Origin of the sequence: Pseudohoeflea suaedae (assembly GCF_004354915.1) — a bacterium.
Classification (GTDB): Bacteria; Pseudomonadota; Alphaproteobacteria; order Rhizobiales; family Rhizobiaceae; genus Pseudohoeflea; species Pseudohoeflea suaedae.
This window is the reverse complement of the sequence record NZ_SMSI01000001.1, coordinates 2,089,705-2,102,496: the sequence shown is the minus strand read 5'-3', so window position 1 is coordinate 2,102,496 and position 12,792 is coordinate 2,089,705. Positions and strand designations below refer to the sequence as shown.

Here is a 12,792-nt window from a genome sequence, read left to right as displayed (position 1 = left end):
GCCCATGCCGAGATAGTCGTTCGAGCACCAGACGGTCACGTCCTGTTCGCTACCGTCCTCGCGATAGCGCGTGGCCGCCGGAAACTGACCCCGCTGGCGGGCGATATCGGCGAATACGCGATAGTTCCCGGCCTTCCGGAGACCTTCCAGCCCCGCCTCGAAAAACGCGTCGAAATCCATAGCAAAAACCTTATATATCCCCACAGAGAATGCGCAATGCCAGGATGGTGGTCAACCCGCGCGGCGCAAATTCCCGAAACCCGCAGTCAAAACTACACGACCAAGCGTTCAGGGGTGGTAAACCAGGGCCGTCATATCTCACAGTTGGATCGGGATTTCCAGTACTTGGCACATATCCCGACTGCGACGAAACGTCGTTAAAGCGAGGCCTCTTACAAATAGGTCGAGCGCTCCAGAGGGGTAATCTCGTTGTCGAAGGCGACAAGCTCCGCGCGCTTGATTTCACCGAAAATCCGGCGGAGTTCGGCACCGAAATAGCGGCGGATGAAATCCGAGCGCTCGAAGTCCTCGATGGCGTCGTCCATGTCGTCGGACAATTGCGGCAAAGGAACGTTGTAGGCATTCCCCTCGACCGCCGGCGGCGGCATCCTGCCGGCCTCGATTCCCTCCAGCATGCCTCCCAGAACACCGGCGAGCACGAAATAGGGATTTGCGTCGGCACCCGACATGCGATGCTCCAGCCGCCGGGCCTTGTCGTCGGAAGCCGGCACGCGGACGGCAACGGAGCGGTTGTTCCGGCCCCAGGCGATACGGGTCGGCGCATAGGAACCGGCCTGCAGGCGGCGATAACCGTTGAAGCTCGGTATGTAGAAGAGAAGCGTGTCCTTGAGCGTCGACAAGAGACCGGCGGCCGCGTGCTGCAGACGCGTGTCCCCGTCCTCTCCGGCAAAGATATTGTCGCCGTTGGCATCGAGCACCGAGGCGTGCACATGCATGCCGTTGCCGGGCCATTCGAGGAACGGCTTGGCCATGAACGTGGCCTTCAGTCCGCGATTGTCGGCGCATTCGGAGATGACCCGGCGCAGGAGAACGGTGTCGTCGGCAGCGGCCATCGGATCGGCGCGATGCTTGAGATTGACCTCGAACTGCCCCGGAGCCGCTTCCTTGATGATGGTGTCGATCGGCAGGTTCTGGGCCAGAGCCGCGCCGCGGATCTCGGCGAACAGGTCGCTCTGCCCGCGCAGTTCCGACAGCGAATACATGTGCTGCTGTTCGGGCCCCGGCCCCTCATCCTTGCCCATGCGGCCCGAGCGGCGGAATGCGGCCGGATCGACCAGATAGAATTCGAGTTCGAAGGCGACGACGGGATTGAGGCCCTTGGCCGTATAGCGGTCGACGATGCCCTGCAGCGCATTGCGCGGGTCGATCGGATAGGGCTCGCCCTCCTCCGTATACATGGACATGAGCACCTGGGCCGCAGGCCGCGGCGACCACGGCGAACGGTTCACGCGGCCGGGAATGGCGCGGCAATAGCCGTCGATGTCGCCGGTCTCGATATGAATGCCGGTCGCCTCCACCTCGCGTCCCCAGATGTCGAGACCGAAGATCGAGAGCGGCAGGTTGATGCCGGGGGCGAATACCTTGGAGATCGCTTCCGCCGGTCCCCACTTGCCGCGCAGCACGCCATTGATGTCAGCGATCAGGAAATCGACCGATTCCAGGTCGGGATTGTCGGCGAGGAACTTTTCGGCTTCCGCGTTCGGTGAAACCCGAGCCTCGGCGTTCACTTCAGCCGTGGCAGTCTGACTCTCATTCAGCATGCAAACCTCTTGTGCGTGTTCACCGCGCTTGTCCAAGCGGCGAAACTGTGCTCACTTCCGAGCCTTCCTAGCCTGCCTCGGGCGGCGCTTCCAATGTTATCTGCAGGAATTTAGAAATGCGCGTCAATGTTTCTTCCCACGATCTGAAGGTGTCCGACCACGCTCACCACTTCCATCCCTTCACCGACCATGGTGCGCTCGGGGTGGATGAGAGGCGAGTGATCTCCCGCGCCGACGGTGTCTGGCTGTGGGACACGGACGGCAACCGCATCATGGATGGCATGGCAGGGCTCTGGTGCGTCAATGTCGGCCACGGCCGCAACGAGATCGTCGAAGCCGTGCGCGCGCAGATGAGCGAACTCGCCTACTACAACACCTTCTTCAAGACCTCCCATCCGCCGGTGATCGAACTGTCGGAGAAGATCGCCGAGATCGCGCCCGACCACATGAACATGGTTGTTTACGGATCTTCCGGCTCTGACGCCAACGATACCGTTTTCCGCATGGTTCGCACCTATTGGGACGTGATGGGCAAGCCCGAGAAGAAGGTGATCATCTCGCGCAAGAATGCCTATCACGGCTCCACGGTCGCCGGCGCATCGCTCGGCGGCATGGGCGGCATGCACGGCCAGGGCGGCCTGCCGGTTCCCGGCATTCATCACATCGACCAGCCCTACTGGTTCGGCGAAGGCATGAAGACCGGCATGAGCGAAGAGGAATTCGGCATCTGGGCCGCGCGGGAACTCGACAGGGCGATCGAGGAGATGGGTGAAGACAAGATTGCCGCCTTCATCGCCGAACCGATCCAGGGCGCGGGCGGCGTCATCGTCCCGCCGGCGAGCTACTGGCCGGAAGTGAAGAAGATCCTCGAAGCACGCGACATCCTCTTCGTCTCCGACGAGGTGATCTGCGGCTTCGGCCGTACCGGCGAGTGGTTCGGCGCCGACTATTACGGCACGAAGCCCGATTTCATGCCGATCGCCAAGGGCCTGACATCCGGATATCTGCCGCTCGGCGGCGTGATCATCTCCGACCGGGTCAAGGAGGTCTTCCACCGTTCCGAAGCCGGCGAATTCTATCACGGCTACACCTATTCGGGTCACCCCGCCGCCTGTGCGGCTGCCCTCGCCAATCTCGAGATCATGAAGCGCGAAAACCTCGTCGGGCGCGTGAAGAACGATATCGGGCCCTTCATGCAGAAGCTCTGGGCCGAACTCGGCGAGCACGATCTGGTCGGCGAAGCCCGCATGGTCGGCCTTGTCGGCGCCCTCGAACTGGTGCCGCAGAAGTCGGATCTCTCCAGGCGTTTCGACAATGTCGGCCGGGTGGGCACGATCGCCCGCGACCATTCCTTCAAAAACGGGCTCGTCATGCGCGCCGTTCGCGACAGCCTGATCATCTCGCCGCCGCTGGTGATGTCCGAAGAGGAAGCGAGCGAAATGGCGGCCACCGCCAAGAAGACACTGGACGACACCTGGAAGACGCTGAAGGCCGACGGCCTGGTCTGACGCTTAAGTCGCGGGCGCGAGCCCTCCGGTAGACGACCGACAAGAAGAAAGGGCGCCTGATGAAGGCGCCCTTTCCATTATCTGCGGTTTGTCGTGCCGGTTACTGCGGCAGCTTGTCGTCCACGCCTTCGACGTAGAAGTTCATGCCGAGAAGCGTGCCGTCGTCGGAGACTTCACCTTCCTTGAGCCACTCGGTACCGTCCTGCTTCTTGATCGGGCCGGTGAAGGGATGCAGTTCGCCGGATTCGATCTTGGCCTGGGTTTCTTCAGCCTGAGCCTTCACGTCGTCAGGCATGTTGGTGTAGGGCGCCATCGACAGAATGCCGTCCTTCAAACCGTCCCAGCTGGACTTGCCGCCTTCCCAGGTTCCGTCCATCGCAGCCTTGATCTGCTTGACATAATACGGACCCCAGGTGTCCTCGATGGCCGTCATCTGCGCGTTCGGACCGGCTTCGATCTGGTCGAATGCCTGGCCGAAAGCCTTGATGCCGCGCTCTTCGGCGACCTGCATCGGGCCGGTGGAATCGGTGTGCTGGGTGATCACGTCGACGCCCTGGTCGATCAGCGCCTTGGCCGCATCGGCTTCCTTGCCGGCGTCGAACCAGGTGTTGACCCAGACGACCTTCAGCTTGAAGTCAGGATTGACCGAACGCGCGCCGAGCAGGAAGGAGTTGATGCCCATCACCACTTCCGGGATCGGGAAGGACGCGATGTAGCCGGCAACACCGGTCTTGGAGACTTCACCGGCAATCTGACCGATGATGTAGCGCCCCTCGTAGAAGCGCGAATTGTAGGTCGTCAGGTTCGGCGCGGTCTTATAGCCGGTGGCGTGCTCGAACTTGACGTCCGGGAACTTCTCGGCGGCTGCCACCGTCTGGTCCATGAAACCGAAGGACGTGGTGAATATGATGCCGCAGCCGGAACGGGCGAAGCGCTCGATTGCGCGCGACGCATCGGGGCCTTCCGGCACGTTTTCCAGGAACACGGTCTCGACCTTGTCGCCGAGTTCCTTGTCGACCATCTGGCGGCCGATGTCGTGGGCCTGGGTCCATCCACCATCGGTCTTGGAACCGACATAGATGAAGCAGGCCTTGAACTTGTCTTGGGCAAAGGCGCCGCCGGCAGCGGTAAGCGCCACGGTTGCAGTCAATGCGAACAGGATTTTCTTCATGGATTTCCCTCTGTGTTTTGCCCCGGAGCTCCCCGGCGCAATCCCTCTGTTGGTTTGGTGTCGTCGCCTACCGGTCGGGTACGAACGGCTGTGCAAGTGAGGCCGGTGTGTTCATCACCGTAAGTCTTCTGTCCCTCGATATTAGGACGAGAACGACGATCGTTGCCAGATAGGGCAACGAAGAAAGAAGCTGCGACGGAATGCCGAAGCCGAGCGCCTGGGCGTGCAGCTGGCCGATCGTCACCGCGCCGAAGAGATAGGCGCCGCCGATGACCCGCCACGGCCGCCACGACGCGAAGACGACGAGGGCAAGCGCGATCCATCCGCGACCAGCCGTCATGTTCTCCACCCATTGCGGAGTGTAGACGAGCGACAGATGCGCACCGGCAAGACCCGCGCACGCCCCGCCGAACATGACCGCCAGATAGCGGTATTTCAGCACGCTGATTCCCAGCGCATGAGCCGACTTGTGGTTGTCGCCGATGGCCCGCAGCGTCAGCCCCGTGCGCGTCCGGAACAGGAACCACATCACCGCCGCCGTCAACGCGATCGAGACGTAGAACAGCGGATCCTGCCCGAACAGGAGACGGCCAATCACCGGAATGTCGGTCAGGACCGGAATGTCGAGATTGGGCAGACGTTCGCCGGCGCGGCCGACGAGATCCTCGCCGATCATGCCGGACAGGCCTATGCCCAGCAGCGTCAGCGACAGGCCGGTGGCAACCTGGTTGGTGGCAAAGGACAGGGCAAGCACGCCGAAAAGCAGCGACAGGACCGCGCCCGCCAGGATGCCGGCCAGGACGCCGATCCACGGGTTGCCAGTCAGATAGGAAGCGGCGAAAGCGCAGACCGCACCGATGACCATCATGCCCTCGACACCGAGATTGAGCACTCCGGATCGCTCGACCACCAGTTCCCCGATGGCGGCGATCAGAAGCGGCGTGGAAGCCGTCGCGATCGTCAGGAGAACGCTTTGAAAAATATCCATCGGTCCGCCCTACCCCGAAACCTTGACCGGATCGCCGAAGACGAGGCGAACGCGATAGTGAATGAGTGTGTCGCAACCGAGCACGAAGAAAAGAAGAAGGCCCTGGAAGACGCGCGCCACCTTGTCCGAAATGCCGAGCGACATCTGCGCGCCCTCGCCGCCGAGATAGGTCAGCGCCAGTACGAACCCCGCGGCGATGGCGCCGAGCGGGTTGAGGCGCCCCAGGAAGGCCACGATGATGGCGGCGAAGCCGTAGCCGGGCGATATGGTCTCGCGCAGCTGGCCGATGGCGCCGGACACTTCCGATATCCCCGCCAGGCCTGCAAGTCCGCCGGACAGGATGAAGGCGAAGAACACCATCCTGGTCGAGGAGAAGCCGGCAAAACGCCCCGCGCGCGGGCTTCCGCCCAGCACCTTCACCTCGAAACCGCGCAGCAGGTATTTCATCATCACCCAGACGATGACCGCCGCGATGATGGCCAGCACGATGCCGAGATGCGCGCCGCCCTGGGACGGCATGATCTCGGGAAGGCGGGCGGCGGAGGGAAAGCGGATCGAGCCGGGAAAGTTGTTGCCGTTCGGATCGCGGAATACGCCGCGGGCCAGCCAGTCGAGGAAGAGTTGGGCGACATAGACCAGCATCAGGCTGGTCAGGATCTCGTTGGTGTTGAATTTGGTCTTCAGGAGCGCGGGGATCGCGCCCATGGCCGCGCCGCCGATGAAGCCGAAGAGAAGCATGAGCGGCAGCGTCAGGGCATTCTGGAAGTCGGGCATAAGGATCGGGATCAGCGAACCGGTGATCCCGCCGATGATGAACTGGCCTTCGGCGCCGATGTTCCAGTTGTTGGAGGCATAGCAGACCGACAGCCCCACGGCGATCATGATCAGCGGCGCGGCCTTGATGGCGAGTTCGTGAAGCTGCCAGGTCTCGCTCAGCGGCTCGATGAAATAGATGTAGAGCGCCTCGAGCGGCGGCTTGCCCAGGAACGAGAAGATGATGAAACCGGCAATGACCGTCAGCGCCAGCGCAAGCAGCGGCGAGACGGCGGAAAACAGTGCGGACTGCTGCGGCCGCTTGACAAGTTCTATACGCATCAGGCGCCCGCCTCTTCCTTGACGCCCTCGAAGGCCATGTGTCCCGGTTCGGCGCCGCCCATCAACAGCCCGATTTTCTCGTAGGTGGCTTCGGCGATCGGCACCGGCTCGGACAGCCTGCCGTCGTGCATGACGGCGATCGAGTCGGAAATCTCGAAGAGCTCGTCGAGGTCCTGGCTGATGACAAGCACGGCCGAGCCGGAGCGCGCAAGTGCAATCAGCGCCTTGCGGATGCGGGCCGCCGCGCCGGCGTCAACGCCCCAGGTCGGCTGGTCGACGATCATGACGGACGGCTGGCGATCGAGCTCACGCCCGATCAGATATTTCTGCAGGTTTCCGCCGGACAGCGCCGAGGCTTCCGGGTCTTCAGCGGTCTTTCGAACGTCCATTTCGCTGATGACGCGCTGCGATGCCGCCTTGACCGCGGCGTTGCGGATATAGCCGAAGGCGCCGAGCATCGTCTTCCTGTCGGTCTGGTGGCGCGACAGGAGCATGTTCTCCGAAAGAGGCAGCGAGGGTACCGCGCCATGACCGAGACGTTCTTCCGGCACGAATCCGACACCGAGGAGACGGCGACCGGAAATGCCGCGGGTGCCGCACTTCTCGCCGTTGAGAGTGATGACGTCGGGACTTTTCTGAACGGCCTCTCCGGAGATCGCCTCGAAGAACTCGCCCTGCCCGTTGCCCGCGACACCGGCAATGCCGATGATCTCGCCGGCGCGCACCGTCAGGTCGATCCCGCGGAGCGGAATGGAGAATGGCGTCGCCGGCGGGCGCTGCAGATTGCGGATCTCGATGAGCGGCTTGCCGAACTCCGGCGCCGCGCCTTCGCGTTTCACCGTTTCGACATCGGAGCCAACCATCATGTTGGCGAGCGACGATGGGGTCTCGTCGCGCGGCACGCAGTGACGGACCACCTTGCCGTGACGCAGAACCGTCGCCGTGTCGCAAAGACGTTTGACCTCGTCGAGCCGGTGCGAAATGTAGAGGATGGACTTGCCCTCGGCCTTCAGGCGTTCGAGCGTCTCGAACATCTTGTTGGCTTCCTGCGGCGTCAGCACCGAGGTGGGTTCGTCGAGGATGATGAGATCCGGCTTTTGCAACAGGCAGCGGATGATCTCGATGCGCTGGCGCTCGCCGACCGACAGATCGCCCACCATGGCGTTAGGATCGAGCGGCAGGCCGTAGTCTACGGAGAGCTGGCGAGCGGTTTCGGCAATCTTGTGGATCGGCGTCTTTTCCTCGAGCACCAGGGCGATGTTCTCGGCGGCGGTAAGCGCCTCGAAGAGCGAGAAGTGCTGGAACACCATGCCGATGCCGAGACGGCGGGCTTCCCCGGGACTGCCGATCCTCACCGGCTGGCCCTTCCAGAGAATTTCACCTTCGGAGGGATCGAGAACGCCGAACATCATTTTGACGAGGGTCGACTTGCCGGCGCCGTTTTCGCCAAGTAGCGCGTGAATTTCACCAGGCGCGATCGAAAGATCGATCCCGTTGCAAGCCTTGACCTCGCCGAAGACCTTGGTGAGACCCGTGGTCTTCAGGAGTTCTGTACCCTCATTTCCGCTCTGCACGCGTCCCCCATGAACAAAAAGCAGGCACGACACCTTTTTGCGCAACAATCAAGCTTCACTAATTTTGAAGCTATTTCAAGGGAGAAGTACTGTCGTCCCCGTCGTTTTCCGATTTTCGAGATCCTCATGGGCCTGCCTTGCATCCGCCAGGGCATAGCGCTGATTGATGTCGATCGAGAGGATTCCCCTGGCAATGACGTCGAACAGGGCATTGGCGGAGCCGGTCAGGTCGTCACGGCTTGCAATATAGGTGAACAGGGTCGGCCGGGTCATGTAAAGCGACCCTTTCTGGCTGAGTATCGCCAGCGGAAATGGCTCGACATTGCCGGAGGACTGGCCGAAGCTTATCCACATGCCGCGCGGCCTGAGGCAGTCGAGCGAACCTGGAAACGTATCCTTGCCGACGGAATCGTAAACCACGTCCACGCCCTTGCCGTCGGTCAGTTCCCTGACGCGCGACACAAAATCCTCGGAGCGGTAGTTGATCACCTCGTCATAGCCGTTGCCACGCGCCATTTCGGCCTTTTCGTCGGAACCGACGGTCCCGATGACGCGGGCGCCGAGCGATTTTGCCCAGCGGCCGGCCATCGAGCCCACACCGCCTGCGGCAGCGTGAAACAGGATGGTCTCGCCCGGCTTCACCGGATAGGTGCGCAACAGAAGATATTCGACGGTCATGCCCTTCAGCATGGCACCTGCGGCGACTTCCAGATCGATGCCGTCGGGCACCTTCACGGCGCGATCGGCGGGCAGCAGGCGCTCCTGGGCATAGGAGCCGAGGCCGGAGACATAGGCAACCCTGTCGCCGACCGCGAGATCGTTCACCCCATCGCCGACGGCCACCACGGTGCCGGCCCCCTCGCCGCCGGGAACGAACGGCGTCCCGTTCGGAGCCGGATAGAGACCGGAGCGATAATAGACGTCGATGAAGTTGAGACCCGAGGCCGCAGTCCTGATCCTTATCTCGCCTGGCCCCGGATCGCCCACCGGGTGATCCTTCCATTCGAGGACTTCCGGCCCGCCGGGGGCGGATACGAGAATGGCCTTCGTCATTGGGTTTCGCTCCCCGCGGTTTCAGCCTTCTTGCCCAGATCGGGGAAGAGCTGCAGGACGGCGCCGATAACGAGAAGATACAGACTTGTAGCCATCACTGCCCATTTGAGCCAGTCGGGGGACGCAAAATGCAGCAGCAGCGCTGTGGCACCGAGCACCGACCAGACCGCGAAAATGGTGAGATTGAGCGGCCGCAGGCGCTGCACGCGCACGGGATGGAGAAAGTTGATGGGCAGGAACGTGGCAATGACTGCAAACAAAACAGCAGTGAAAGCAGGCATTTCCGACGGGTTTATAACAAACAGGCTGAAGACGAGCATGTTCCAGGTGACGGGAAAACCGGAAAAGAAGTTCTCGTCCGTCTTCATGCCCGTATCGGCATAATAGATGGCACTCGAAACGACGATCAGGCCGGCGGCGACGAAGGAGAGGTATTCGCCGAGCATGCCGCTTTCATACAGCGCATAGGCGGGCACGAGGACATAGGTGACGTAATCGATGACATTGTCGAGCATCGTGCCGGACCAGTTCGGCAGCACTTCCGTAACCTTCAGCTTGCGCGCGATCGGCCCGTCGATACCGTCCACGGCGAGTGCCAGACCAAGCCACCACCACATATCGACGAAACGCGCCTCGCCGGCTGCGACGACGGCCAGGAACGCCAGATAGGCGCCGGATGCGGTGAGGATGTGAACGGAAAAGGCGCGGATTTCGGCATAAGGGACGCGCCGATACTTGAAAAAAGGAATTTTCATCGGCAATCGCACCGATTTTCTGGGGTCCGCATCCTGTTCTCTCCCGTCTGCGCCAAAACACCCCATGGAAAAGAAGCGGAATCGGCTCTAAATCGGTCCTGGTATTCTTAGAACGGTTTTATGAGCGAAAGGGGTGCCCAAGCAACCGCTTTCCTTCCGCAAGGAGACATGTCGTGGTGGACGAATTCGATATCGCCGTTGTCGGTGGCGGGCTTGCCGGTACGATGGCGGCGCTGGCGGCGGCGGCGGAAGGCTGGAGCGTCGCCTTCATCGCGCCCCCTCCTCCCGGCAATGACCGGCGCACGACCGCCCTGATGACGGAATCGATCGAGATGCTGTCCCGGCTCGGCGTCTGGGATGAGGTGCGCAAGGAATCGGCAGCCCTTTCGACCATGCGCATTCTCGACGGCACGAAGCGGCTCTTTCGCGCCCCGCCGGTGAGCTTCCAGTCTTCCGAAATCGACCTCCCGGCATTCGGCTACAACATTCCGAACAAGCCGCTGATGGCGGCGGCAACCGCACGGGTGGAGGCCGTCGACGCGATCACGCGCATTCCCCAGGCGCTGGCCGAAGCGCATGAGGACGGCGGCGTGATGAAATTGACGCTAGAGGACGGCACTCTCCTGACAGCCGATGCGATCATCGCCGCCGACGGCCGCAAGTCGAAGGCCCGCGAATGCGCCGGCATTTCCGCCAAGACCTGGAGCTACAGGCAGACGGCGGTGGTGCTCAACTTCACCCACCAGATGCCGCACAACAACATTTCGACCGAGTTCCACACCGAGGCCGGGCCCTTCACCCAGGTGCCGCTTCCGGGCAACCGTTCAAGCCTCGTCTGGGCAATGGATCCGGACGAAGTCGAGGACGTGATGAATATGGAGCGCGAGGAGCTCAATGCCCGCGTCGAGGGGCGCATGTCGTCCATTCTCGGCGCCGTCGAGGTCGAGGACGGGTACCAGGCCTGGCCGATGTCGAGCATGATCGCGCAGAATTTCGCACGTGGCCGCACTTTTCTCATCGGCGAAACGGCGCATGCCTTCCCGCCGATCGGCGCCCAGGGGCTCAATCTCAGCCTGCGCGACGTCGAGATGGCCATCAGCCGGATACGCGACGTCGGCGGCCCCGCAAAAGCCGATGCCGCCGCACTCTCCTACGACAGGGCCAGGCGCTCGGATGTGTCGAGCCGTACCTTCGGCGTCGACCTTCTCAACCGCACGCTCCTGTCTTCGTTCCTGCCGGCGCAGATGCTGCGCGCAGGCGGCCTTGCCGTCCTCGATGCCATCAAGCCGTTGAAGATGCTGGCCATGCGCGAAGGCATGACGCCGGGCTGGCGCAAGCGTTCGATACTTCCGAATATCGCGGACATGGCAGCGGACTTACGGAAAAAGGTCAGCCGGTAGCGTTCCCGACGTTATCAGCCACAACAGGATAGACACGGTCGCCACGGACGTCACGGTGGTGACCAGAATGCAGGCCGAGGCGCGCTCGGTCCATACGCCGTATTGCTGGCCGATCACGAAGACGTTGGTCGCCGTCGGCAGGGACGCGAGCAGCATGGCGGTAAAGACCCAGATACGGTCGAAATCGCCCACCCACGACATGGCGAGATACATCATGGGCGGGTGGACGATCAGTTTCATCGGCACGATGTAGCCAAGCTCCGGCGGCACGCGCTTCAACGGTCTGAGCGCCAGCGTCACCCCCATTGCAAAGAGCGCGCACGGCGCTGCTGCCTGGGCGAGATAGTCGATCAGGCGGCTGACCGGCAGCGGTGGCTGGAAATGGACGGCGGCGGCGAGGACACCGGCGGCGGTCGCCATGATGAAGGGGTGAAAGGCGATCTTCCGCACCACGTCGATTGCGAGCTGGGCCGGAGGCCGCTTGTCGTCGCCGGCGAGCGCCATCATCATCGGTGCCACGGCGAAGTGCATCAGGTTCTCGAAACAGAAGATCAGCGCCACCGGCACGGCGGCCTTCTCGCCGAAGGCAAGAATCGCGATGCCGGGTCCCATGTAGCCGATATTGCCGTAAGCCGCGGCAAGCCCCTGGATGGTCGCGGAATCGATGCCGGCCTTCCGGATCAGGACAGCAACAGCGAAAACCAGCGCGAAGACGAAATAGGTCACGATCATCGAGGTGAGGACGAAATCCCAGCGGGCGAGCTCCTCGATCGGCGTCTTCAGGATCAGCTTGAAGAAAAGCGCCGGCAGCGCGATGTAGATGATGAACGTGTTCAGCCAGCCGAGCGCTTCCTGCGACTGACCGGTTATCCGGGCAGCGATATAGCCAAGAAGAATGAGCCCGAAGAACGGGAGGACCAGCCCGGCGATTTCTGCCATGTGCAACCTCGGCGGGGCGGCCAACAGCGCCATCCCCTCACTGAACAGATGCTGTGGCTATTGGTCCCTCGCCGCATGGTCAAGATCAACGCGTTGATTTTTTGCGCAGCTGCCACCATGTTTCAGGGAAGGAAAGGAAATTTGATGGACCAGCAAACAGCGCGTTTCGGTATCGGCCAGGTCGTCAAGCACCGCATCTTCCCGTTCAGGGGCGTCATCTTCGACGTCGATCCGGTCTACGCCAACACCGACGAATGGTACAATGCCATTCCCGAGCAGGTACGTCCGCGCAAGGACCAGCCGTTTTATCATCTGCTCGCCGAGAACGACGAGACCGAATACGTGGCCTATGTTTCAGAGCAGAACCTGCTGCCTGACGACAGCGGCACGCCGCTGCGCCATCCGCAGCTCAATGAGTTCTTCGGCCCCGCAGTCGATGGGATCTACAAGCCGCTCGAGCGCAACAGCCACTGACGACCGCCAATCGCATTCGATAAAAAAGGCCCGGATGATTGCTCATCCGGGCCT

Annotated in this window: 11 protein-coding genes and 1 pseudogene; 3 read left to right on the top strand and 9 right to left on the bottom strand. The window is 62.2% G+C overall.

All coding sequences use genetic code 11. From position 1 onward, the window contains the following. Window positions 1-180 (bottom strand): annotated as a pseudogene (locus E2A64_RS09925) (5-aminolevulinate synthase); the annotation flags it as partial. Window positions 181-392: 212 nt separating this feature from the next. After that, window positions 393-1,781: a glutamine synthetase family protein gene (locus E2A64_RS09920; RefSeq protein ID WP_133284180.1), complete on the bottom strand. Its 1,389-nt coding sequence runs from the start codon at window positions 1,779-1,781 to the stop codon at window positions 393-395. A 116-nt stretch (window positions 1,782-1,897) separates the two neighbouring features. Here E2A64_RS09920 and E2A64_RS09915 point away from each other — a divergent pair, with 116 nt between their 5' ends. Then, a complete protein-coding gene (locus E2A64_RS09915; RefSeq protein ID WP_133284179.1) occupies window positions 1,898-3,289 on the top strand; it encodes an aspartate aminotransferase family protein in 1,392 nt (463 codons plus the stop codon). A gap of 100 nt (window positions 3,290-3,389) precedes the next feature. Here E2A64_RS09915 and E2A64_RS09910 read toward each other — a convergent pair whose 3' ends face one another. The 6 genes from E2A64_RS09910 to pcsA form a co-directional block, all read right to left on the bottom strand. Further along, complete coding sequence (locus E2A64_RS09910) at window positions 3,390-4,460, bottom strand: BMP family ABC transporter substrate-binding protein (protein WP_133284178.1); 1,071 nt, start codon at window positions 4,458-4,460, stop codon at window positions 3,390-3,392. 67 nt (window positions 4,461-4,527) lie between these two features. Further along, the gene (locus E2A64_RS09905; RefSeq protein ID WP_133284177.1) at window positions 4,528-5,448 is read right to left on the bottom strand and encodes an ABC transporter permease; all 921 of its coding nucleotides are present in this window, start codon (window positions 5,446-5,448) and stop codon (window positions 4,528-4,530) included. Window positions 5,449-5,457: 9 nt separating this feature from the next. After that, entirely contained in the window at window positions 5,458-6,543 is a 1,086-nt protein-coding gene (locus E2A64_RS09900) for an ABC transporter permease (protein ID WP_133284176.1), read from the bottom strand. Next, window positions 6,543-8,117, bottom strand: a complete 1,575-nt coding sequence (locus E2A64_RS09895; RefSeq protein ID WP_133284175.1) for an ABC transporter ATP-binding protein — start codon at window positions 8,115-8,117, stop codon at window positions 6,543-6,545. The genes E2A64_RS09900 and E2A64_RS09895 overlap by 1 nt, the downstream gene beginning before the upstream one ends. 75 nt (window positions 8,118-8,192) lie before the next feature. Further along, a complete protein-coding gene (locus tag E2A64_RS09890) occupies window positions 8,193-9,170 on the bottom strand; it encodes a quinone oxidoreductase family protein (protein ID WP_133284174.1) in 978 nt (325 codons plus the stop codon). After that, on the bottom strand, window positions 9,167-9,919 hold the full coding sequence (gene pcsA, locus E2A64_RS09885) for a phosphatidylcholine synthase (protein WP_133284351.1): 753 nt from the start codon (window positions 9,917-9,919) through the stop codon (window positions 9,167-9,169). Before pcsA ends, E2A64_RS09890 begins: the two co-directional genes overlap by 4 nt. 182 nt (window positions 9,920-10,101) lie before the next feature. Here pcsA and E2A64_RS09880 point away from each other — a divergent pair, with 182 nt between their 5' ends. Continuing rightward, on the top strand, window positions 10,102-11,325 hold the full coding sequence (locus E2A64_RS09880; protein WP_133284350.1) for a UbiH/UbiF family hydroxylase: 1,224 nt from the start codon (window positions 10,102-10,104) through the stop codon (window positions 11,323-11,325). Here the strand turns inward: E2A64_RS09880 and E2A64_RS09875 are convergent. Further along, window positions 11,302-12,264, bottom strand: coding sequence for an AEC family transporter (locus E2A64_RS09875; protein ID WP_133284173.1), 963 nt, complete (start codon window positions 12,262-12,264; stop codon window positions 11,302-11,304). The genes E2A64_RS09880 and E2A64_RS09875 overlap by 24 nt on opposite strands. Window positions 12,265-12,408: 144 nt before the next feature. Here E2A64_RS09875 and hspQ point away from each other — a divergent pair, with 144 nt between their 5' ends. Beyond that, window positions 12,409-12,738: a heat shock protein HspQ gene (gene hspQ / locus E2A64_RS09870; RefSeq protein ID WP_133284172.1), complete on the top strand. Its 330-nt coding sequence runs from the start codon at window positions 12,409-12,411 to the stop codon at window positions 12,736-12,738. Window positions 12,739-12,792 lie beyond the last annotated feature (54 nt).